At 64.0% G+C, this 20,673-nt stretch carries 22 protein-coding genes; 5 read left to right on the top strand and 17 right to left on the bottom strand.

What is annotated here, in order from left to right; all coding sequences use genetic code 11:
- Positions 1-13: 13 nt before the first annotated feature.
- The 7 genes from NN5_RS07980 to hisG all read right to left on the bottom strand — a co-directional run bounded on the left by NN5_RS07980 (position 14) and on the right by hisG (position 7,922).
- The gene (locus NN5_RS07980) at positions 14-880 is read right to left on the bottom strand and encodes a cupin domain-containing protein (RefSeq protein WP_067733682.1); all 867 of its coding nucleotides are present in this window, start codon (positions 878-880) and stop codon (positions 14-16) included.
- The gene (locus NN5_RS07975) at positions 877-2,031 is read right to left on the bottom strand and encodes a GNAT family N-acetyltransferase (RefSeq protein WP_245656340.1); all 1,155 of its coding nucleotides are present in this window, start codon (positions 2,029-2,031) and stop codon (positions 877-879) included. Before NN5_RS07975 ends, NN5_RS07980 begins: the two co-directional genes overlap by 4 nt.
- A gap of 177 nt (positions 2,032-2,208) precedes the next feature.
- Complete coding sequence (locus NN5_RS07970) at positions 2,209-4,314, bottom strand: sodium-translocating pyrophosphatase (RefSeq protein ID WP_067733680.1); 2,106 nt, start codon at positions 4,312-4,314, stop codon at positions 2,209-2,211.
- Positions 4,315-4,475: 161 nt separating this feature from the next.
- Positions 4,476-5,426 carry a thiamine-phosphate kinase gene (gene thiL / locus NN5_RS07965; protein WP_067733679.1) on the bottom strand — a complete coding sequence of 317 codons (951 nt, stop codon included), beginning with the start codon at positions 5,424-5,426 and terminating at the stop codon, positions 4,476-4,478.
- Between the two features lie 113 nt (positions 5,427-5,539).
- Complete coding sequence (gene nusB / locus NN5_RS07960) at positions 5,540-5,983, bottom strand: transcription antitermination factor NusB (RefSeq protein WP_067733677.1); 444 nt, start codon at positions 5,981-5,983, stop codon at positions 5,540-5,542.
- Positions 5,980-7,269 (bottom strand): histidinol dehydrogenase, encoded by a 1,290-nt coding sequence (hisD, locus tag NN5_RS07955; RefSeq protein ID WP_067733675.1) that lies wholly within the window; start codon positions 7,267-7,269, stop codon positions 5,980-5,982. Before hisD ends, nusB begins: the two co-directional genes overlap by 4 nt.
- Positions 7,269-7,922 (bottom strand): ATP phosphoribosyltransferase, encoded by a 654-nt coding sequence (gene hisG / locus NN5_RS07950; protein WP_067733674.1) that lies wholly within the window; start codon positions 7,920-7,922, stop codon positions 7,269-7,271. The genes hisD and hisG overlap by 1 nt, the downstream gene beginning before the upstream one ends.
- 38 nt (positions 7,923-7,960) lie before the next feature.
- Here hisG and NN5_RS07945 point away from each other — a divergent pair, with 38 nt between their 5' ends.
- Complete coding sequence (locus NN5_RS07945; protein WP_067733672.1) at positions 7,961-9,043, top strand: DUF2332 domain-containing protein; 1,083 nt, start codon at positions 7,961-7,963, stop codon at positions 9,041-9,043.
- Between the two features lie 12 nt (positions 9,044-9,055).
- On the opposite strand, the gene NN5_RS07940 is transcribed toward NN5_RS07945, so the two are convergent.
- Complete coding sequence (locus NN5_RS07940; RefSeq protein ID WP_174523882.1) at positions 9,056-9,328, bottom strand: BolA family protein; 273 nt, start codon at positions 9,326-9,328, stop codon at positions 9,056-9,058.
- A gap of 39 nt (positions 9,329-9,367) precedes the next feature.
- Between NN5_RS07940 and NN5_RS07935 the strand changes: the two genes are divergently transcribed.
- Positions 9,368-9,958, top strand: a complete 591-nt coding sequence (locus tag NN5_RS07935; RefSeq protein WP_067733667.1) for a DnaJ domain-containing protein — start codon at positions 9,368-9,370, stop codon at positions 9,956-9,958.
- Positions 9,959-10,248: 290 nt separating this feature from the next.
- Here the strand turns inward: NN5_RS07935 and NN5_RS07930 are convergent, their stop codons facing one another.
- From NN5_RS07930 to NN5_RS07895, 8 genes are all read right to left on the bottom strand, one after another.
- Positions 10,249-10,725 (bottom strand): hypothetical protein, encoded by a 477-nt coding sequence (locus NN5_RS07930; protein ID WP_245656338.1) that lies wholly within the window; start codon positions 10,723-10,725, stop codon positions 10,249-10,251.
- A gap of 120 nt (positions 10,726-10,845) precedes the next feature.
- Entirely contained in the window at positions 10,846-12,024 is a 1,179-nt protein-coding gene (locus NN5_RS07925; RefSeq protein ID WP_067733663.1) for a M48 family metallopeptidase, read from the bottom strand.
- A 1-nt stretch (position 12,025) separates the two neighbouring features.
- Positions 12,026-12,769: a hypothetical protein gene (locus NN5_RS07920; RefSeq protein ID WP_067733661.1), complete on the bottom strand. Its 744-nt coding sequence runs from the start codon at positions 12,767-12,769 to the stop codon at positions 12,026-12,028.
- Between the two features lie 312 nt (positions 12,770-13,081).
- On the bottom strand, positions 13,082-13,573 hold the full coding sequence (locus NN5_RS07915) for a GFA family protein (RefSeq protein ID WP_067733659.1): 492 nt from the start codon (positions 13,571-13,573) through the stop codon (positions 13,082-13,084).
- Positions 13,570-14,034, bottom strand: a complete 465-nt coding sequence (locus NN5_RS07910; RefSeq protein ID WP_067733657.1) for an SRPBCC family protein — start codon at positions 14,032-14,034, stop codon at positions 13,570-13,572. The genes NN5_RS07915 and NN5_RS07910 overlap by 4 nt, the downstream gene beginning before the upstream one ends.
- Before the next feature lie 11 nt (positions 14,035-14,045).
- Positions 14,046-14,699 carry a glutathione S-transferase family protein gene (locus NN5_RS07905; protein WP_067733656.1) on the bottom strand — a complete coding sequence of 218 codons (654 nt, stop codon included), beginning with the start codon at positions 14,697-14,699 and terminating at the stop codon, positions 14,046-14,048.
- Positions 14,700-14,703: 4 nt separating this feature from the next.
- The gene (locus NN5_RS07900; RefSeq protein WP_067733654.1) at positions 14,704-15,330 is read right to left on the bottom strand and encodes a glutathione S-transferase family protein; all 627 of its coding nucleotides are present in this window, start codon (positions 15,328-15,330) and stop codon (positions 14,704-14,706) included.
- Positions 15,331-15,363: 33 nt separating this feature from the next.
- The gene (locus tag NN5_RS07895; protein ID WP_067733652.1) at positions 15,364-16,026 is read right to left on the bottom strand and encodes a glutathione S-transferase family protein; all 663 of its coding nucleotides are present in this window, start codon (positions 16,024-16,026) and stop codon (positions 15,364-15,366) included.
- Between the two features lie 65 nt (positions 16,027-16,091).
- Here NN5_RS07895 and NN5_RS07890 point away from each other — a divergent pair, with 65 nt between their 5' ends.
- Both NN5_RS07890 and cobS read left to right on the top strand, forming a co-directional pair.
- The gene (locus tag NN5_RS07890) at positions 16,092-16,808 is read left to right on the top strand and encodes a winged helix-turn-helix transcriptional regulator (protein ID WP_067733650.1); all 717 of its coding nucleotides are present in this window, start codon (positions 16,092-16,094) and stop codon (positions 16,806-16,808) included.
- Positions 16,809-17,035: 227 nt separating this feature from the next.
- On the top strand, positions 17,036-18,028 hold the full coding sequence (gene cobS, locus NN5_RS07885) for a cobaltochelatase subunit CobS (protein WP_067733648.1): 993 nt from the start codon (positions 17,036-17,038) through the stop codon (positions 18,026-18,028).
- A gap of 63 nt (positions 18,029-18,091) precedes the next feature.
- On the opposite strand, the gene NN5_RS27180 is transcribed toward cobS, so the two are convergent.
- Positions 18,092-19,801 carry a site-specific DNA-methyltransferase gene (locus tag NN5_RS27180; protein WP_067733646.1) on the bottom strand — a complete coding sequence of 570 codons (1,710 nt, stop codon included), beginning with the start codon at positions 19,799-19,801 and terminating at the stop codon, positions 18,092-18,094.
- A gap of 210 nt (positions 19,802-20,011) precedes the next feature.
- Here NN5_RS27180 and NN5_RS25730 point away from each other — a divergent pair, with 210 nt between their 5' ends.
- Entirely contained in the window at positions 20,012-20,431 is a 420-nt protein-coding gene (locus NN5_RS25730; protein ID WP_157081056.1) for a hypothetical protein, read from the top strand.
- The last annotated feature ends 242 nt before the right edge of the window (positions 20,432-20,673 follow it).

Here is a 20,673-nt window from a genome sequence, read left to right as displayed (position 1 = left end):
GGCTAGGGGGCGGTTAGCCCCCCGCGCCGAGCTTGCGCAGGATGCGCCAGCCTGCCGCCTTGCCGCGGTTTGCAGCAGGCCAGCGGCCGGGCGCGGAGGGCCGGAGGCCGAACCGGCGCAGCACGCCGTTGAACGCGCGCGCATCCGCTTCCGCGAAGCTCCATTCCGAGCGCCAGGTGATCGACAGCGAGACCGAGGGTTCCCGCCCGTTCTGTACGAAATGCGGTGCCATCACCGGCACGAACAGCGCCTCGCCCGCGGCGATCGCGAATTCGGTGCCGCCCGTCAGCAGGGCGTCGTCCCACCGCAGTTCGCGGCCGCCGCCAGTGTGATAGGTCTCATGCACTTCGTCGGGCGCGAAGCGCGCATCGCCCGCCGGAAACTGAGTCATCACCTTGGAGCCGCGCAGCTGGAGCAGGATATTGTGCTCCGGATCGAAGTGATAGGGCGTCACGCCCCCCGCCGAAGTGACGAAGACGAACGCCTGCGTCTTCAGCATCCGTCCAGTCCTCGCCTCGATCGCGGGGCGCAGTTCGTCGAGCAGTTCGGCCAGCAGCGCGGCATAGGCCGGGTCCTGCTCGATGTTCTTGAGCGCGGCCCAGGATGCAGAGCTTTCGATATTGCGGATTGTCTCGCCGATCGGGATGCCGGTGGGATCGGGCTTGCCGTCGATGCCCAGCGGCTGATCGCTGGCATTGTACTCGATCGAGGCTTCGGGCAGCGCTTCGGCCAGCCGGGCCAGCGCTTCCAGTTCGAACAGCGGATGCGCGCCCAGAGCGTGAGCCAGCTTGTGCGGGACTTCGGGATAATTCGCGGCGAACGTCTCTCGCGTCCGGGCATCGAAAACCGCGTCCGGCGTGATCGTGGCAGTTGCGTTCATGGCCTGGGTCCTGCGGGCTGGCGCGCCGTTTCGCGGCGCACGATATGGCGGAAGGCGGTGCGCCTCAGGCGTCCGCCGATAGCGATGGAAAGGCGCGAGACTTGGCGCCGCTCGCGCCAGATATGGTCGATCATCGGGTGATCGGCGGCGGCGCAACTGTCGCGCCAGATGACGCCGGCGTGCTCTGCAAGCGCGAGATTTTCCCGCTGCAGAAGCACGCCGGGCGAAAATCGTGCGTAAGCCTCGTCGAATGCGGTCTTGTAGGAGAAGGCACCGGGCGGCGTGACGAAAGTTGCCAGCATCGCGATCGGCCTGCCGTCGAGCGAAAGCGTCGCGCGTTCGAGGCGGCCGCGGCGGGCGGCGCCGAGCAGGCTCTCGCGAAACAGGGCGGCCGTGCCCTCGGCGCAGGCGAGGGCGGATCCGGCCCGGCCTTTCCATCCCGACCGTTCCAGTTCGAGAAAATCCGCGCACCACTGGCCGATGTCCTCCGGGCCGCCGGTGCGATGGAACCGGACTTCGCCGGCGTCGGACAGGCGCTTGGCCTGTCGTCGCAGTTCCTTGCGCTTCTTGGCGGAGAGCGAGGCTTCCCAATAGGCTTCGGGGGCAAGATCCGGCGCGAGCATGGCGCGCTCTTCGAAATGGACTGTTTCCGCCTGCCGGCCGCTGTGGTCCAGCACGGTTTCAAGCGCGGTCAGGATCGGGCCGGGGCCGATCAGACCCTGCAGATGAAGGAACAGCCCGGCGCCGGGGTGCCTGTCGGCCCAGTCCAGCACGGCCTGCCAGAAAGCGGCTTCGGCCCCGCGCCATACCAGAGGCAGGCCGCAGAAGGCGTTTTCGTGCACCCAGCTGGAGATGTTCGGGATCGGCCAGCGATAATACCGGCCTGCACGCCTGACGGGCAGCACGCCGGCCAGCATACCGTCCATTTCAAAGCGCAGGATCATGACGTCTTTCGTGGCGGGCAGATGCTGCAGAGAGGGCAGCAGATACCAGCTTTCGAAAAACGGATTGGGTTCGCTGGCATTCAGCGCCAGCGCGTCCCACGCCTCGATTTCCGGTTCGAGGGCACGCCAGGGGACGCAGGTAATCCGGACGGAAGGGCGGTATCCGGGCGTGTTCCAAGGAACCGGAATCTGGTCCTGAATACGCACAACTATTCGCCTGAATCCCTTGATCGGCGCAGGAAAGGGGCCTGCTGCCAGCGGCATAGCAAGCGGAAATCAAGGAATGGTTATTGTCCCGGCGCATGAAAGGCGGGTTCAGGTAAAAAAAGACCCCGCCGGCTCAAGCCGGCGGGGCCATGTAAAGGTTAAGCCGTCAGGCTTTTATCAACCAGCCGCCATGGCTGCGAGAAGCAGCAGCGCGACGATGTTGGTGATCTTGATCATCGGGTTCACGGCCGGGCCCGCGGTGTCCTTGTAGGGATCGCCCACGGTGTCGCCGGTCACGGCCGCCTTGTGGGCTTCCGAGCCCTTGCCGCCGTGATTGCCGTCCTCGATGTATTTCTTGGCATTGTCCCACGCGCCGCCGCCCGAGGTCATCGAGAGCGCAACGAACAGGCCGCCCACGATCACGCCGAGCAGCAGGGCACCGAGCGCGGCAAAGCCGTTCTCGGAACCGGCCACCGCCGTGATCGCGAAATAGACCACGATCGGCGCCAGCACCGGCAGCAGCGAGGGCAGGATCATCTCCTTGATCGCGGCCTTGGTGACGAGGTCGACCGTGCGGGCGTAGTCCGGCTTGGATTCGTGGGTCATGATGCCGGGGTTGGACTTGAACTGCTCGCGCACGTCGACCACCACGTCACCGGCGGCGCGGCCCACGGCGGTCATGCCCATCGCACCGAACAGGTACGGCAGCAGCGCGCCGAGCAGCAGGCCCACGATCACGTAGGGGTTTTCGAGGCTGAAGTTCACGGTCAGGTGCGGGAAGAACTCCCGAAGGTCGGTGGTATAGGCGGCGAACAGCACCAGTGCGGCAAGGCCGGCCGAGCCGATGGCATAGCCCTTGGTCACGGCCTTGGTGGTGTTGCCCACGGCATCGAGCGCGTCGGTCTTCTCGCGCACGCTGTCGTCAAGACCCGCCATTTCGGCAATGCCGCCGGCATTGTCGGTGACGGGGCCATAGGCGTCGAGCGCGACGACCATGCCGGCCAGCGCCAGCATCGCCGTGGCGGCATAGGCAATGCCCAGCAGTCCGGCGAACTGGTAGGCAATGACGATGCCCGCGACAATCACCAGCGTGGGCAGCGCGGTCGCTTCCATGGCAATGGCAAGGCCCTGGATCACGTTGGTGCCATGCCCGGTGACGGACGCCTTGGCGATCGAGCGCACCGGCCGGAAATTGGTGCCGGTGTAGTACTCGGTGATCCAGATGATCAGGCCGGTGATGGCAAGGCCCAGCAACGCGCAATAGAACAGGATGCGCCCGCTGAACGCCTGCCCCGCGATGGACGCTTCCATGTCGCCGAGCGTGTACTGCATGGCAAACCAGATCGCCGGAACGGAGAGTACCGCGGTGACAAGGAAGCCCTTGTACATGGCGCCCATGATGTTCTTTGCCCCAGCTCCATTGGCTCCGAGGCGGACGAAGTAGGTGCCGATGATCGAAGTGACGATGCAGACGCCGCCGATCAGCAGCGGGGTGGCCATCATCGCCATCAGGTTGTCCGCGCCTTTCAGCAGCAGCGCGGTGAGCACCATGGTGGCGCCGACAGTCACGACATAAGTCTCGAACAAGTCGGCGGCCATGCCGGCGCAGTCGCCGACATTGTCGCCCACGTTGTCGGCGATCACGGCGGGGTTGCGGGGGTCGTCCTCGGGAATGCCGGCTTCGACCTTGCCGACAAGGTCGGCGCCGACGTCAGCGGCCTTGGTGAAGATGCCGCCGCCGAGACGCGCGAAGATCGAAATAAGCGAAGCACCGAAGGCAAGGGCGGTCAGGGCTTCGACCACAGTGCGGTCTTCCCCGCCCACCGTATGGCCGCCGGGGCCGGTGAGATACCAGTAGAACACCGCGATCGCGAGCAGCGCGAGGCCCGCCACCAGCATCCCGGTGATCGCACCGGCGCGGAACGCGAGCGTCAGGCCTTCCTGCAGCCCGGTCTGGGCCGCTGCCGCCGTGCGCACGTTGGAACGCACCGAGATGTTCATGCCGATGAAGCCCGCGACGCCCGAGAGAATCGCGCCGATGACGAAACCCAGCGCCGAAATCGCGCCGAGCGTCACCGCGATGATCACCGCGACAACCACACCGACTACAGCGATGGTGGAATACTGGCGCTTCAGGTAGGCTTGCGCGCCTTCCTGAATGGCCGCTGCGATCTCCTGCATCTTAGCGTTTCCGGCCGGAGAGCCGAGCACCTGGCGACTGGTCACGAAGCCATAGACAATGGCCAGCAGTCCCAGGATAATTGCGATCGTGACTGGATTCACGTAACGCCCCCTTCCCATTATGTTTCGCTATTTCGACGGGTTTTCCCGCTCGAAGGCGAAAGGGCTATAGACAAGCCGGGGGACTGGCAAGCGGCTTATCCCGGGTTTTACGTAACCATGCGTTGCGCCGGATCAAAACCCGGCGATCGTCCCCGTCATCATCAATGCCTGTAACCGAGGCGTTCGGGAAGAGGGACGGCCTTTTCGTCGTGAAGCAGCGACAGTCCCGCACCCGCTGCTATCGCCCCGACCGCCGTGACCCGGCAATCCAGCGCCGCCGCCGCTTCCCGGATCTGCGCCGTGTGTTCGGGCGGGGCGGTAAACAGCAGGGTGTAATCATCGCCGGCCGTCATCGCCATGAGCCGGGCTTCGAGGTTGTCCCCGGCCGTTTCGCGAAAAGCCTCCGATAACGGCACGAGATCGGCGGCCAGCGTCATGGCCATGCCGCTGGCATCGGCCATGCGCTGCCCGTCGATCAGCAGCCCGTCGGACACGTCCATCATCGCCGTAACCCAGGGCGCGAGGGCCGGGCCGAGCCGGGTCTCGGGAGAAGGGCGGCGATAGCGCGCGGCCAGCCATTCAGCCGCTTCGGGCGCGGCTGCACGCCCGGTCAGCACGGCAAGGCCGAGCCCCGAATCGCCGATGGTCCCGCTTACCCAGACCCGGTCGCCGGGCTTGGCGCCGCCGCGCGAAGGGACGGCCCCGGTGGTCCGCCCCAGCGCCGTCAGCGAAAAACTGCGCGGCGCGCCCTCGGGCATCCGCACGGTATCGCCGCCGAGCAGGGGCATCCGGAAATGCGCGCAGGCCTCGGCCAGACCGTCGAGAAACGCGCGGTCCCAGGCGTCGCTACCCAGCGCGTGCGAATAGAGGCAACCGAGCGGTTCGGCGCCCTTGGCGGAAATGTCCGAGGCGTTCACCGCGACGAGCTTCCACGCCACGGAAGCGGGCGGATCGCCGGGCAGGAAATGCACGCTTTCCACCAGCGTATCGAGCGTGAGCACCAGCTTCTCGCCGCCGATCTCGATGACGGCCGCATCGTCCATCAGCCCGCGCGCGGCGGGGGTGCCGGCAATGCCACGCAGGGCCGCGATGAGGGCGAATTCGGAGGTCACCCGGTGCTCATGCCGGTCTATCCCGTTCGTGTCGAGCGAAGTCGAGACACGTGGGCACAGCGCTAAGCGTGTCTCGACTTCGCTCGACACGAACGGAAACTTGGGAACGCTGCTTAGCGAACCGCCTTGGCCACGGCATCCAGCACGCCGTTGACGAACTTCGCCTCGCGCGGCTGGAAGAAGGCGTGGGCCACGTCGACATATTCGCTGATCGCGGCCGCGGCGGGCACGTCGGCGCGGGCCATCAGTTCGTAAGTCCCCGCGCGCAGGATCTGCAGCATCGTCTTGTCGAGGCGCTTGAGCGACCAGCCTTCGGCGAGCTTGTTGCCCAGGAGGTCGTCGATGTCCTCACGCCGGGCAATGGCGCCTTTCACGACATCGTCGAAGAAGGCGATCTCGGCCTTGAGATACTGCTCGTCGTCGATCACCGCGCCGAGGCGGTGGCGGTGGAATTCATCGAGCAGGGTCGCCAGCGGAGTGGCTTCCATCTCGAACTGGTACAGCGCCTGAACCGCGCCGAGACGGGCGGCAGTGCGGGCTTTCTTGGATATGGTCATTGGCCGAGCCTTACGGAAATGGAGCGCGCGTGCGCGGGAAGCCCTTCCGCATCGGCAAGGGCCACGGCGGCGGGGCCAATGGCCTCCAGCGCCGCAGAATCGAGCTGAATGAAGCTGGTGCGCTTCATGAAATCGAGAACCGAGAGCCCCGAGGAGAACCGCGCGCGGCGCCCGGTGGGCAGCACATGGTTTGGCCCCGCGACATAGTCGCCGACCGCCTCCGGGGTCATCCGGCCGAGGAACACCGAACCGGCATGGCGGATCTGCCGCATCAGCGCTTCGGGATCGTCGGTGGCGATCTCGACGTGTTCGGCGGCCAGCGCATTGGCCAGCGCAGGGGCTTCATCGAAGCTGGCGACATCGATGATGACGCCGTTGGTTTCCCAGCTCGCACGGGCGGTTGCCTGCGTGTGCAGCGCTGAAAGTTCGACTTCCACGGCCTGCGCAACGGCTTCGGCAAAGGCCGCGTCGTCGGTGATGAGGATCGACTGCGAGGTCGGATCGTGCTCGGCCTGGCTGAGCAGGTCGGCCGCGACCTTGCGCGATTCGTTCTTGGCGTCGGCAATCACGAGGATTTCGCTGGGGCCCGCCACCATGTCGATGCCGACGACACCGTAGAGCTGCCGCTTGGCTTCCGCGACCCAGGCATTGCCGGGGCCGGTAATCACATCGACCGGCGAAATCCGGTCCGTGCCATAAGCGAGCGCGCCCACCGCATGGGCCCCGCCCACGCGCCAGACTTCATCGACCCCGGCAAGGTGCGCGGCGGCGAGCACCAGCGGGTTCACTTCGCCCCTGGGCGTGGGTGTGACGACGACGAGACGCTCGACCCCGGCGACCTTGGCCGGAATCGCGTTCATCAGCATCGAGGAGGGATAGGCCGCGCGTCCGCCCGGCACGTAGAGCCCGGCCGCATCGACTGCGCGCCAGGTGGCGCCGAGGCGCACGCCTGCACTGTCGGTATAGTCGCGGTCCTCGGGAAGCTGGGCGGCGTGATAGGCGCGGATGCGCTCCGCCGCCAGTTCCAGCGCCGAACGCAGCGTAGGATCGAGATCGTCGAAGGCCTTGCGGCAAGTCTCGGCATCGACTTGCCAACCGCTCTGGTCGAGGTCGTGGCCGTCGAACTTCGCGGTCAGTTCGGCCAGAGCTTCATCGCCGCGGGCGCGCACGTCCTTGAGGATCGCGGCGACATCGGCGGCGACATCGACTGCGCTCTCGCGCCGGTCGGCGACGACGCGGGCGAAAGCCTCGGCAAAGCCGGGATCGCTGGAGGAGAGCCGCAGCATCAGGCCGCTGCCTTTTCGCTCACCAGCGCGCGGAATGCCTCGACCAGCGCGGCCACGCGCTCGTCGGTCTTGAGTGCGGCGCGGTTGACGATCAGGCGCGCGGAAATGTCCAGAATGCGGCTCGTTTCAACGAGGCCATTCTCCTTGAGCGTGCGCCCGGTGGAAACGAGATCGACGATCCGGCTCGACAGGCCGAGCGACGGCGCCAGTTCCATCGCGCCGTTGAGCTTCACCACTTCGGCCTGCACGCCCAGCTTCTCGAAGTGGCGGCGGGTGAGGTTGGGATACTTGCTGGCGATGCGAAGGTGCGAGGGCAGGGGGCCGCCCACGTCCCCGACGGGCTCCGCCACCGACAGGCGGCAATGGCCGATATCGAGATCGACCGGGGCATAGAGGTCCGAATAGGCGAACTCTTCCACCACGTCCGAACCGACGATACCCACTTGCGCCGCGCCATGCGCCACGAAGGTCGCGACGTCGAAAGCGCGCACGCGGATCAGGCGCATGTCGCTGTTCTCACAGGCAAAAGACAGCGCGCGCGACTTCTTGTCGTGGAACTCGGCATCGGGCACAACACCGGCGCGCGCCATCAGCGGCAGCGCTTCGTCGAGGATACGGCCCTTGGGCACGGCGAATGTCAGCGGTTTCGGCATGGTGCGCGCATTTAGGGCGCAAGCGGCGAAAGGGCAACATGGCGCAGGACGAGAAACGCTTCACGCAGGGATTCGGCGGCGATGTGGCTCAGGCTTTCGCCAATCAGGTGGCCTATTGCCGGAGCAACGGCGCGCCCATCACGGCCCGGGTGGTCGCTGCCGTGGCGGCGGTGCTGGACGATGCCGGGCCCGGAGGACCGTTCCTCACCCGCATCCGCGATTGGCAGGGAATGCCGTTGGCCGATGCCCTGCCGCTGCGCGCGGCGGGCGGGCTTCACGCGCTGCACCTCTCGGGCCGCGAGCCGGCGCTGGCGCCGCTCTATGCCGGGGAGGCGGTGGACGATGCCGCGATCGTGCGCGATGTGATCGCGCGCCGTGACGAAGACCTGGTGCCCTGGCTCGATGGACCGCCGCAGACCAACGAGGCGGGCCGCTCGTCCAACTTCGTCGCCGCGATGCTGTGGCTCGCCGGGCAAGGGCTGCCTTCGCGGTTCGAATGCCTCGAAGTGGGATCGAGCGCCGGGATCAACCTGATGATCGACCGCTACCGCTACGATCTGGGCGGCGTGACCGTGGGGCCGCGGGACGCGGCGATGGTCTTCACGCCCGAATGGCGCGGCGCGCCGCCGCCGGACGGGCCGGTCTCGTTTGCCTCGCTGAAAGGCTGTGATGTCGCTCCGGTCGATCTGACCGATCCCGCGCAGGCGCTGCGCCTGCGGGCCTATATCTGGCCCGAACATACCGTGCGGTTTGCCCGTCTCGATGCCGCCATCGCGGCGGCGAACGCACAGGCGCCCGATCTGGTGGCGATGAACGCCGCCGATTTCGTCGAGCGGCAATTGGCCCGGCCGCAGGCCGAAGCCACGACGCGGGTGCTGATGCACTCGATCGTCATGCAATATGTGCCCGAAGACCAGCGCCGGCGGATCACTGCGGCCATGGAGGCCGCAGGCGCGCAGGCCACGCCGGACAAGGCCCTCGCGTGGATTTCCGTCGAGGCAGACCGCACCCTGCTCGGCCACGCGCTGCAAGTCCGGTACTGGCCCGGCGGTGAGGAGTGGCGGCTGCTGGCACGATCGCACGCCCATGGGGCGTGGATCGAATGGCAGGCTCCGGCCTGATCCGTCCCGGGCTTACTCGCCCGGTGCGCGGGCCTTGATGGCGATGGCGTGGACCCGGCCGCCGGGAATATCGCCCAGCGCGGCATTGACCATGCGCTGGCGCTGCAGGCGCGAGACGCCTGCGAACTTCGCGCTTTCGATCACGATGGTGAAGTGCGTTTCGCCAGTGCCGTCATCGCCCATATGGCCGCTGTGGCTGGCGGAATCGTTGATGATGTCGAGCACGGCCGGTTCGAAGGCCGCCGTGAGCAATTGCCGCATTTCCTGCGCGAGAGGTCCAGTCATGGGTTCCATTTAGGGACCCGATGCCCCATCTTGAAGCCGGTGAGACAACAGAGATTTCATGGCAGGGTCGAATCCGGCGGGCGCGAATGCAGTTGGCCGGGGTGCGAAGAGGCGGGTGAGTTCCGCGCGCCGGGCGGGCGGGCGTCCGGATTCGACGGACCGGGCGACTACCGTTGGTTCTGCCTTGGCCACGTGCGCGAATTCAACGCCGGTTACGATTACTTCGAAGGCATGGACGCGGAGGAGATCTTCCGCGCCCAGTCGCCGCTGCATGGCTGGGAAACGCAGACCCGCGCTTTCCGGCCCGACGCCGGTATCGACGGCGCTCCGCGCTGGGCCGACTTTTCCGACCCGCTCGAAGCCATCAGCGGCCGCGCCCGCGCCCATGTGAAGCGCCGCCAGGCGGACCTGAAGCCCGAAAACGCACGCTTCACCCCTGGCGAACGGCGCGCGCTCGAAGTGCTCGGCCTCGATGGTGCCATCGACCGCAAGGCCCTGCGCCTGCGCTACACCCGCCTGCTGCGCCAGTACCACCCGGACCACAACGGCGGCGACCACGGCCACTCGGAGCGGTTGCAGACGGTCGTGGAGGCCTATCAGGTGCTGAGGAAAGCGGCGGCGCTGGCTTGAGGAGCGACTGTTCGACTGACCGGTTACGGGCGGCCCGGAGAGTGCGCCGAAGGGCTGGAAAGTCGGGGTGAACTGCCATTTCCTTGTCCTTCCCGTGCAAGGGAGGCAAGGATGTCCGCTTTGCCGGTGGCTCGTTCGTCATTCATCGTTCAGCCAAGGAGGGGACGCGAGGCGAAATGCTATCCCACAGCATCGACAACTTGAGAGAAATGGAATGACCGAAATTCTGACGCAGACCGTGGGGCTCCCCTATTCAAGGTGAAGGTGGGGCAAGCCTGACGTCATCTAATTTACAGTTTTATTGAAGCAGCCAAGGCCCTGAATTTCTCGATATCCTTGTCGAAAAAGTAGATCACCGGTGCCTCGTAAGAGACGAGATAGAGCTGTCCGTTGATCATAGCGCCGACTGCTTCTCCTTTCCGGCGCACTTCGTCGTCGGCCTTGGTGAAGCTGTAGGTGAAGCGAATGCCGTTATGGCCGTCGAGAAGCGCGGGCACCTGCGTATCGATGGTCATCTGGTTGACGGCGAACTGGCTGCGATACGTCGTTTCCAGTAGCGTCGGTATGTCCGTGACCAGCATGTTCGCTGCGACCGTGGGAAGCGGGCGGTTCTTCTTGTCACGTTCACGCAAAAGCGGTGCGCCTGCGGGAACGCCGCCGAAGAACGTCACCTTGTTGAGCGCGTCGCCATCTAGCGTCCAGACCTCCACGTTCTTGCCTTCCCGCAGGCTCAGCTTGTTCCATTCGCCCGCGGTCGTGGCAGACATCCGGGACTTGGCAATGCCGGATTGTGGGCCGGCACCGACAAGTGAGTTGGCAAGGCACGGCGAAGATACGACCGCGAGAAGTGCGAGGGCTGCGAAAGCGGTGCGCGACATGGACCTACCTCAGTTCGGCAAAAGGGTTTTGATGATCGCCGCATCGGACGCATCAGGAGCTGCAGCCAGATAGGCGGAGAGCGCTGCCCGGCCTTCATCAACTTGTCCATTGCGGATCAGGGCGAGGCCCAGGTTTCTGTCGAGTTCCGGTCTGGCATAACCTGCGGTCTTTGCTTCCCGATAGAACTGACTGGCGAGCTGAAGATCGCGAGGATTGGCTCGTGCCCGATACAACTCTCCGCGGGCGAACAACAGTTCGGGAGTCCAGCCAGACCGTGCCGCAAGGTTCGAGAGGATGTAATCCGTCCCGCCGAAGTCGTTCAGCTTGTTCTGAGCAGCCAGAAATCGTGGAAGATATGGCGCAACGGCGACTTGCAGTTCCTGCGTTCGCGGATCGCCACCAGCGGGCAGTTTGTCCGCCATCTCAGACAAGTATGCCGCGCGGCTGAGCGAAGTCGGGTGCGTGTCGAAGAACCCCGCGCTGTACCTCTGCTTCGCCTTGAGCTTCCTGCCGCGTGCGGTGGCATCCTGCTCAGCCATGAGCGATTGCCATACCTCGGAAGCGGAATGGGCAGGGTAGCCCGATTGTGCCAGATATTGGAGGCCCAGAAGGTCTGCGGCTGTTTCCTGATCGCGGTTGAACTGAAAGATCGAGCCGACAAGGGATAACTGTGTATCGCCGGTCGGCGTGTTCGTGATGCCGCCAAGCACTGTCATCCATGCCATGACATCGGTGGTGGCTCGCCGGTTTTTGAACCCATTCAAACTATGCCGAAGTTCAAAATGTGCGAACTCGTGCCCGAGCACTGCAGCCAGTTCACCTTCGTTACGCACGCGCAACAGCAGGCCGGATTGCACTTGCATCGCGCCGTTGGGCATCATGGATGCGTTGAAACTGGGATTTTCGATGGCGTACACGCGGACGCCCGAGCAACGGTCCTGGCCGACGACCCGACATAAGACATCAAGCAGATACTTTTCGAGATTGCCATCGCGGACACGCAACGGGCTGTCACGTAGCTGGCGCTCAATCTCGTCCACCTGCATCCAAAGACCGCGTTCATCCACGCTCGTCGGTTCGTAGGCTGGCGTGTAGGGCGGGAGCACAAGCGAAGGATCCGCTGCTTGCGCTGACAATCCCGCAAGGCTCAGCAGAGTGCCGGCCAATAGTGCCAGATGCCGGCGCATCTCAGTTGCCCGCAACGGCTACGTCGCCGGGTTTGCCTGGAAAGCCTTCAAGCAACTGCGTGACACGCTTGTGAGCGCCTTCAGGTGTACGCACGTCGCCCCCCATCTGACGATCGGCGTTGAGCCATACCAGTTCTCCGGTCTTGAGATCGACGAGACCAGCGTGCCCGACGTGAACGCCAGAGGTCACGGCAACGCCTCCTAGGGCGCCGAAAATCTGGAGCACTTTACGGCCGGTCGAACCGTACTCGTCGTGTGTGGTGATGAACAGCGCGTAGTCCGCGCCGTCGAGAGACTTCAGCCTCGACAGGCCGTTGCCCATGCCCCAGTCGAAGCTCTTGCTGTGCTTCTTTGTGGGCAGCCGGTTCCCGGGAAAGAACTGATACTCGATCACCGAGTCCGCGACCGCGCTGAACAAGTGCGAGTATTGCGTAACCAGCGGACCATCGTCCGTCGCTTGGTCGGAATACTCCACCACGACGTTACCGAGCTTCAACTGCGCTTCGCCCAGTGCCTCGGTGAGATATTCGCGGGCCTGCGTCGTCCAGTCGGCGTTCGGCTCGAACATGCCTCCGGTCGACTGCGCGCCGACATCGATAACCGGCCGCATCAGAACGATGCGGACCGTGCCGGGCTTCAGTGTAAAGCCTTCCTTGCTCCCCGTTTTCTCCTGCGCCTTCGTCGGCATCGCTACGCAGATAGTCGCCGCGAGCACTGCAGTGCGCACCCAAGATGCAGTTTTCATGAGCCCCCTCATTGAATACTCTCCCAGTATCCATTTTCTTACGATAAGAAAAGACTCTCATTCTTTGGTTAAATTTCGTTCATCCGCTGTTTCCTGAGATTTCTGCCTGCCTGAACTTTCCGGGCATTGGGCGAATCCTAAGTACTGCTCGAAAATAGCTAATCATTGGCACTTGGTGTCATGTGAATGATCGACAGAGGACTCCGGCGTTACGGAATGACCGCAATGTCGGCGTATCTGGAAAGCCCTCATTCCGGAAAAACAGGGAAACGGCAGACCTCGGATTTGCCATCCCGACATGCGCAGCTTCCCTCACCTGCCGCGCAGCACTCTCCACCGCGCCGCGCCGTCCTCGCCATAGAGGTGCACCACGTCCCGGCCCGAATAGAACGCCGGGAACTGTTCCGCGCCTTCGGGGATTACGACCCAGGGCTGCTTGCTGTCGGTGAAGATGTGGACATTGGGCGGGCAGGCATCCGGATTGTCGAGCGTGCCGGCGCGGACGAAGGCGGCGTTTTCGCCTGCGCCGCCGTAATGGCTCCATAGCGCCACCTTGCAGGAGGGGCAGCGGAATACCGCCTGTCCCTTGCCGCTGGCCGAGGGCGTGTCGATGCGTTCGGGGGGGTGGCGTTCGGGGGCTTGGCCCAGCAGTTCGACTTCCGCGGTCTCGATCACGGCATTGAGGGCGAAGGAGGCTCCCGTCTCGCGCTGGCACCAGCGGCAATGGCAGCAGTGGACGACGATCGGCTGCGCCTTCAGCCGGTAGCGAACCTGGCCGCAGGTGCAGCCGCCTTCGGCGTTCATGCCGCTTCCCTTTCGCAGATTTCCGCCAGTTGGGCGGCGCAGGCTGTCCATCCGTCGAGGAAGCCCATCTCTTCGTGCTGCTTGCGGGTGTCCGCGCTCCAGTGGCGGGCCCGGGCGGTATAGCGCGTGCCGCTGCCTTCGGGCTCGATCTCCCAGATGCCGATCATGAACGGGCCGGAGGGTTGGAAATCGCCGGTGATGGCGTCGGTGGTCACGAAACGGTGGCCTTCCTCGAACGCGAGGTAGATCCCGTTCTGCGGCATTTCTTCGCCGTCCGGCCCGTAGAAGGTCATGTTGCAGACGCCGCCCGGGCGCCGGTCCTGCCGGTCCACCTCGGCCCGCCATGGGCGGGGGCACCACCACTCGTTCTGCCGTTCGGCCAGGACTTCCCAGACTTTGGCAGGCGGCGCTGCGATGAATCGCGTGACGGACAGTTCGTTGTTCTGGTTCTCTTCGGGCATCTCTCTCTCCTTCAGTCCCGATCCGGAGCGCCAAGCGGGAAAAACGGGCGGTAGGGCCGGGCCTCCTCCACGCACCGAGCCACTGGCGGCAGTTGCAGCAAGTGCGCGCGCCACTGGCGCAGGCGGGGATACGGTTCACCGATGGGATGGACCCAGTCGGCATAGAACAGCGAAGGCGCCGCCGCGCATTCGATCAGTGTGACGTGATCCGGCTGCGGGTAGGATGCCAGCCAGCCTTCCAGCCAGGCATAGGAGCGTTCCAGCTTGCCCCGTGCCTCTTCCACCCGCGCGTGGTCCGGGTTCTTGCCGTCGCGCAGATATTCGCCGACGGCATCCGCCATGGGATCCATCACGTAATTGTCGAACACGCGGTCGACCATGCGCATGGTGAGCGCCGCATCGGGATCGGCGGGGATCAGCGCGCCCGCCGCCGCGTGATGGTTCGACAGGTGTTCGATGATTGCCGTCGCTTCGAACACCAGCTTTCCGCCGTCGCGCAGCACCGGGAACTTGCCGAGCGGGCCGGCCGACTGGACGGCCTGCCCATTTTCGGGATGCTCGCCGTCGACCATGCGGAACGTGAACGCGATGCCCTCCGCATAGAGGGCGATCAGGGCCTTCCACGTGTAGGACGAGAAGGGGTGCCCGAAGAGTTCCAGGCGCACGAGCCTACTTCTTCATTTCCGCGATGAGCGCATTGTCGATCGCCTTGGCTGCCTTGTAGGCCGGGCGGGCCTGGCAGCGTTCGGCATAGGCGGCGAAGGAGGGCAGGGGCGGCAGGATGCCGAAGTTCAGGCCCCAGTCGACCGCGCTGCCGACATAGACGTCGGCCATGGTGAAGCGGTTCCCGCAGACCCAGGCCGTTCCCGACAGATGTCCGTCGAGCGTCCCGATCGTCCGGTCGAAGTTGCCCCATCCGGCCATGCCCTCCTGCTCCGGTGAGGGTTCGAACTTGAGCGCGCGCGAAACGATCGCCTGTTCCACCGGGCCGGCGGCGAAGAATGTCCACCGGTAGTAGTCGGCCATCTCGGCATCGCTGGGCAGGAGGTTTGCCTCGGGGTGCATCTCGGCGAGATAGAGGCAGATCGCCGCGGCTTCGGTCACGGTCCGGTCTTCGCCCTCGGCATGATGGACAAGCGTGGGGACTTTGCCCATCGGGTTCACGGCGAGGAAGGCTGCGGGCTTGGCCTGCCAGTCGACAAGCACCTGATCGTATTCGGCGCCCGCCTCATGCAGGGCCCAGCGGGCGATCTGTCCGCGGGACATCGGGTTGGTGTAGAATGTGTAGTCGGCCATGGCCGTTCTCCCAGAGTGATCCTGTGGCGTCGTTCAGGCCGGTTCGCGAAAGCCGGCGAGCTGGTCCGCCAGCGCCCGCTGGAACGCCGGGCGCGCTTCGGCGCGGGCCTTGAAGGCGGCGAGGGCGGGATAGGCGGAGAGCACGTCCGTATGATCGATATTGCGCAGAACGCAGGTCATCATGATGTCGGCGATCGAGAACGGCCCCGCAAACCACTCGCGCTCGCCCAGCGCAGCTTCGGTGCTCTTGAGCTTGCCCCGCGCCATGTCCACGAACACCGGCTGCGCATCGGCGGCCCAGGGCTGCCCGGCGAGGAAGAAGTCGAGATTGACGATCTGTATCAACGCCGGCTCGACACTGTTGAGCGCCGCCAGCAGCCAGCTCGTCGCCGCCCAGCGCTGCGCCGGATCGCGGGGCAGCAGGCGCTCGTCCTGTTCGCCCAGATAGAGCAGGATCGCGCCGCTTTCGAACAGGCGCACTTGCCCGTCGTCGAACGCGGGGACTTGCCCGAACGGCTGCCAGTCCCGGTACTCCGGGGGCTTGGGCTTCATCGCGTCGAGATAGTGCAGGCCATAGTCCCGTCCGATCTCCTCCAGCGCCCAGCGCACGCGCAAGTCGCGCACGAGGCCTCTGGCGAAAGGCGGCACATTGTCGAAGGCGGAAATGCGGATGGCCGCGGTATCGTCGATGGGCATCGTGATCCTCCGGGGGTGCGAATCGATCTTGCCTTACGCTGGCACTAACGTTACAAAAAGCAACCATGAAGTTGCAAAAAGAAACCAATTCGGGTCAGCCGGTGCAGGGAAATCGGCCAGTGCACGGAAAGTGGTATGGCGATGCCTGCGCCGCCGCGTTCGGGATGGAACTGATCGGCGAGCGCTGGACGCTGCTGGTGATTCGCGAGCTTATGCTGGGCGGGCGGCGCTTCAGTGACATCCGCGCCAGCCTGCCCGTGCTCAGCGCCAAGACGCTGACCGAGCGGCTGGAGACGCTGCAGGGCCTCGGCATTGTCGAGCGCGCGCAGCTGCCGCCGCCGGTTTCGGCGCAAGTCTATCAGCTCACCGAATGGGGGCGCGGGCTGGAGCCGGTGCTGCAGGCGCTGGTGCGCTGGTCGCTGCGCTCGCCGCTGTTCGATTCCTCGCTGCCGCTCACTCCGGTATCGCTGATGCTCTCGATGCGCACGCTGCTGAACCCGGCGAAGATCGGCGATCTTGAGGCCTGGGTGGCCTTCGACGTGGGCGGCGAGCACTTCGCGGGGCGCGTGCGGCACGACGGCCTCTCCATCCATCCCGCCGGCGAGGGTATGCTGTCGCCGGATATCCGCTTCAGTGCCGAAAGCGCCTCGGATTTCCTGCCGGTGTTCTATGGCAAGAAGACGCCGGGCGAGGCGGGCAACAAGCTCAAGGTTACGGGCGATCCGGCGCTGGTGCAGCGCTTCCTCGATCTCTTCGCGCTGCCGCCGAAGGTGGGGGGCTGAGGCCTCGATTTCCCGCGCCCCGAAGGGCAGTGCGAAGCATTAATGCGGGAATCCATCTCCTGACACCGGGCAAAACGACGGCGCCGGAGCTGGATCCCCGCCTTCGCGGGGATGACGAATGTTGGGAGCAATGGCTTCCCGCCCCCTCATTTTCAGAACAGCCCAAGCCGCAATACCGCCAAAGCTTATTGCGATGCAGCGCGCGGTCCTTTAGGCATTTTCCCACGATGACTGACTCTGCCCTTTCCCAAGCCGAAAACCGCGACGCCACTGTTCTGGCCGCGCCCGACATCGAACTCGACGTGCGCGAGACTTTCGGGATCGACATCGACATGAAGGTGCCCGCCTTCTCGGTGGCCGACGAGCGCGTGCCCGATCTTGACGAGACTTACGTCTTCGATCCGGACACCACGCTGGCGATCCTCGCGGGCTTTGCCTTCAACCGCCGCGTGATGGTGCAGGGCTACCACGGCACCGGCAAGTCGACCCACATCGAGCAGGTCGCCGCCCGCCTGAAATGGCCGTGCATCCGCATCAACCTCGACGCGCACATCAGCCGCATCGACCTGATCGGGCGCGACGCGATCGTGCTGCGCGATGGCTTGCAAGTCACCGAATTCCGCGAAGGCCTGCTGCCCTGGGCGCTGCAGCACCCGGTGGCGCTGGTGTTCGACGAATACGACGCCGGCCGCCCGGACGTGATGTTCGTGATCCAGCGCATTCTGGAGACCGAGGGCAAGCTGACCCTGCTCGACCAGAACCGCGTGATCCGGCCTGACAAGCACTTCCGCCTCTTCGCCACCGCCAACACGGTGGGCCTCGGCGATACCTCGGGCCTCTACCACGGCACCCAGCAGATCAACCAGGGCCAGATGGACCGCTGGAACCTCGTCGTCGGCCTCAACTACCTGCCGGCCGAGACCGAAGTCGCCATCGTCACCAAGAAAGTGCCGCAGATCGACGCGGGCACCATCGCACAGATGGTCAAAGTGGCTGACTTCTCGCGCCAGGGCTTCATGAACGGCGACATCTCGACCGTGATGAGCCCGCGCACGGTCATCACCTGGGCGCAGAACGCGGCGATCTTCAACGACGTCGGCTTCGCCTTCCGCCTCTCGTTCCTCAACAAGTGCGACGAGACCGAGCGTATGCTGGTGGCCGAATACTACCAGCGCGTGTTCGGGACGGAGCTGCCGGAGAGTGTTGTCGGCAAGGCTTGAGGGTTTGCGTGATTTAAGCAGTCAGTCCAAGTGTTTGCATCGGCACAGCCAAACCGTAGTCAGTTAGGCAGACCTTACGCGCGTTGGGTTTAGGTGTCGCACGACATCTGACTGTTTGGTCCCTGCGATCGTGAGCGGAAGCTCAGGCGAAAACGGGTCTGGCCTTTTTGGTGTCGGCTTCTTAGTTTTTTGGGCGAATGCCGACCGCTCTAAGCCCGGTGCATTAGGAATATCTGGTCTCTTTCGTTCTTCAAACCACTCTTCAATCGAAACGATTTGAAGTCTTGGCTTTCTACCTTGTGGCGTGTCTGTGAATCCTGCCTCCGATGCCTCTTCACGCATGTTCTTGGTCGGACGTTGCAGACAGACGAAAAGCCCTAGTTCGGCGCCTTCGCGCTCCAATGTGCCTCTGAAGTCCCGAACCATTGAGGGCGTGAGATTCTTTCCACCCTTTGCTGAAATTAGCATGCGGCCATAGCCGGATGAGCCAGGCCCTTTGGGGAAGTATATCTCTCCATCGATTCCCCGATCCCTACCTTTCTTAATTTCCCGAACGGCATGTGGGTCGAACAGGTAATTTGCCCACCACTGAAATTGATACTTGTCATGCTCTGCTAGGCGCTCAGCCTGCTCGAAATTCCGCGGGATGCCGAAGACGTCGAACTTTGCTGTTCCGCGGAACTCGTTTTTCATTCTGTCCTGAATTACGGTCACAGCGTGGTACGCAATATCAATTCCGATCCATTGGCGGCCGAGCCATTGGGCAGCTTCCACGGTGGTTCCGCACCCACAAAACGGATCGAGGATCAAGTCACCGCGATCCGTGGTCAATTCAATCAAGCGCTTCAGTAGCGCCATGGGTTTTTGCGTGGGATATCCTATGCGTTCGATCGCTTGGGAGTTTAGCGGGGCGATGTCGGTCCAAACGTCGCCGAGAGGAAGTCCGCGTTGTTTGTCGAGATATCGCTTGAATTGCGGCACTCTGCCGGGCGCAGTTTGGACGATCAGACCCTCCAAATCTGCCCGTTGCATCCGCTCTTTTGTCCAGCGCCAAACTCGTGTGACGCCCTTGAATTCATAGGTCAGGTTCGGTCGGTCTGAGTTTGGATTAATTAGGTTGTCCAATCGATATCGACGACCGTCCGCATCCTGATGGCAGTACTTAGTCGCTGTCTTTTCGGGCAAGTTTTCCTCATCGTAGGGTACAAAAGCATTGTCGCCGTTCCACTTGGCATTCTCGCCCGCGTAGAGCAGCAAAACATCGTGATTGCTGGGCAAGCGACGACTACTGTGAGACTTACCGGTCGAGCGCTGCCAGATGATTTCATTTCGGAAGGCCGTTGGTCCAAAGAGTGCGTCTAGGATAACTTTTAAATAATGGCTGGCCGTCGGATCACAGTGTAAGATGAGAGTTCCTTCATCTTTGAGGACTTGGCGCAGCTCGTATAGGCGCACTGTCATCATGACCAAATAGGCCATCATATCGCTCTTACCGAGCGCCGCACTTAATGCATCGATAAATCGGGCGGTTGATCCTCTTATGTGTTGATGGATGTCGTCGATTGCTTGGTCGGCTTCGGGGCCCCATTCCCAAGTATCTCTGAAAGCTTCAGCTTGGGCGCTTGCTTTGGTTCCGTCAGGCGTGCGGAATAGCACGTTGTATCGTGCGTTCGAATTGAAGGGCGGGTCAAGGTAGACAAGATCCACGGACTTCGCCGGAATATCGCCGTTCCGGAGCACCTCCAAGTTATCGCCGAAGAATAGCTTGCTCACGTCTTTCCCCCTAGCGAGACGTACATCCGTACTTATGCACAAATTATCCACAGGCGCTAGATATTTGGTTAATAGGATTTCTAAGTAATGAGTCCAAATTGGATAGCGTTCGGGTGCGGGGAATTAGATTGTTGGAGGCTTTAGCTGCCAATGGGTCATGCCCCGACAACCCATTTTCCTACACACCCCCGCCTGCGGTATCCTCTCCGCATGGCCCACATCGCGCACCCCCGTCCGCCCCGCCGTTCCAATGCCGAGTACCGCTGGAGCTGCCCCCGTATCCACTTGTTCCTGCGCGCGCTGGCGGCGAACGGGTCGGTCGCGGCGGCGGCGCGGGTGGTGGGGGTGAGTCGGCAGTCGGCCTATCGCCTGCGCCGCCGCCTCCCGCAGGACTTCGCAAAGGTCTGGGACGAGGCGCTGCAGATCGGCGCTCAGATGCGGGAGGCCGGGCTGCGCTACGACGCGCAAGGTGACACCTGGGTGCCGCAAGGTGACACATTTCCGGCACAAGGTGACAGGTCCGGTGCACAAGGTGACACTTTTCGGGCGCAAGGTGACACTGCGAGGGCCAAGGTGACAGGTTTTTCCTCTGGACCGTGTCACTCGTGTCAAGCGGGTGTCACCTTGTGAGGGGGCTCTTCCATGCTTCGTCATTGCGAACCCGAAGGGGGAAGCCTGTCCTGAGCGGCTGCTGCAAGCAGCCAGCCGAAGGGCAATCCAGGGCGGTTGGCGCGCGCTCTGGATTGCCGCGCGGCTTTGCCGCTCGCAAGGACGAAGAGGGAGGCGTTCTTCTCCCCTCCTCTTCAGGGGAGGGGCCGGGGGTGGGGACTCTCGACCGGGCGCAGTGTCTGGGGCACGGCCCCATCCCAACC

The sequence above is a fragment of the Novosphingobium naphthalenivorans NBRC 102051 genome (assembly GCF_001590985.1).
GTDB classification, from domain to species: Bacteria; Pseudomonadota; Alphaproteobacteria; order Sphingomonadales; family Sphingomonadaceae; genus Novosphingobium; species Novosphingobium naphthalenivorans.
This window is presented reverse-complemented; position numbering and strand designations above follow the sequence as displayed.

What these genes read in the sequence shown, in the direction of transcription:
- NN5_RS07910 (WP_067733657.1), bottom strand. Translation starts at nt 14,034, where the DNA reads ATGCCCGAAGAGAACCAGAACAACGAACTGTCCGTCACGCGATTCATC.
- hisG (WP_067733674.1), bottom strand. Translation starts at nt 7,922, where the DNA reads ATGCCGAAACCGCTGACATTCGCCGTGCCCAAGGGCCGTATCCTCGAC.
- NN5_RS07930 (WP_245656338.1), bottom strand. Translation starts at nt 10,725, where the DNA reads ATGTCTGCCACGACCGCGGGCGAATGGAACAAGCTGAGCCTGCGGGAA.
- NN5_RS07980 (WP_067733682.1), bottom strand. Translation starts at nt 880, where the DNA reads ATGAACGCAACTGCCACGATCACGCCGGACGCGGTTTTCGATGCCCGG.
- NN5_RS07940 (WP_174523882.1), bottom strand. Translation starts at nt 9,328, where the DNA reads ATGACTGGACCTCTCGCGCAGGAAATGCGGCAATTGCTCACGGCGGCC.
- NN5_RS25730 (WP_157081056.1), top strand. Translation starts at nt 20,012, where the DNA reads ATGGCCCACATCGCGCACCCCCGTCCGCCCCGCCGTTCCAATGCCGAG.
- cobS (WP_067733648.1), top strand. Translation starts at nt 17,036, where the DNA reads ATGACTGACTCTGCCCTTTCCCAAGCCGAAAACCGCGACGCCACTGTT.
- NN5_RS07895 (WP_067733652.1), bottom strand. Translation starts at nt 16,026, where the DNA reads ATGCCCATCGACGATACCGCGGCCATCCGCATTTCCGCCTTCGACAAT.
- NN5_RS07915 (WP_067733659.1), bottom strand. Translation starts at nt 13,573, where the DNA reads ATGAACGCCGAAGGCGGCTGCACCTGCGGCCAGGTTCGCTACCGGCTG.
- NN5_RS07900 (WP_067733654.1), bottom strand. Translation starts at nt 15,330, where the DNA reads ATGGCCGACTACACATTCTACACCAACCCGATGTCCCGCGGACAGATC.
- nusB (WP_067733677.1), bottom strand. Translation starts at nt 5,983, where the DNA reads ATGACCATATCCAAGAAAGCCCGCACTGCCGCCCGTCTCGGCGCGGTT.
- NN5_RS07945 (WP_067733672.1), top strand. Translation starts at nt 7,961, where the DNA reads ATGGCGCAGGACGAGAAACGCTTCACGCAGGGATTCGGCGGCGATGTG.
- NN5_RS07925 (WP_067733663.1), bottom strand. Translation starts at nt 12,024, where the DNA reads ATGCGCCGGCATCTGGCACTATTGGCCGGCACTCTGCTGAGCCTTGCG.
- NN5_RS07920 (WP_067733661.1), bottom strand. Translation starts at nt 12,769, where the DNA reads ATGAAAACTGCATCTTGGGTGCGCACTGCAGTGCTCGCGGCGACTATC.
- NN5_RS07890 (WP_067733650.1), top strand. Translation starts at nt 16,092, where the DNA reads ATGAAGTTGCAAAAAGAAACCAATTCGGGTCAGCCGGTGCAGGGAAAT.
- hisD (WP_067733675.1), bottom strand. Translation starts at nt 7,269, where the DNA reads ATGCTGCGGCTCTCCTCCAGCGATCCCGGCTTTGCCGAGGCTTTCGCC.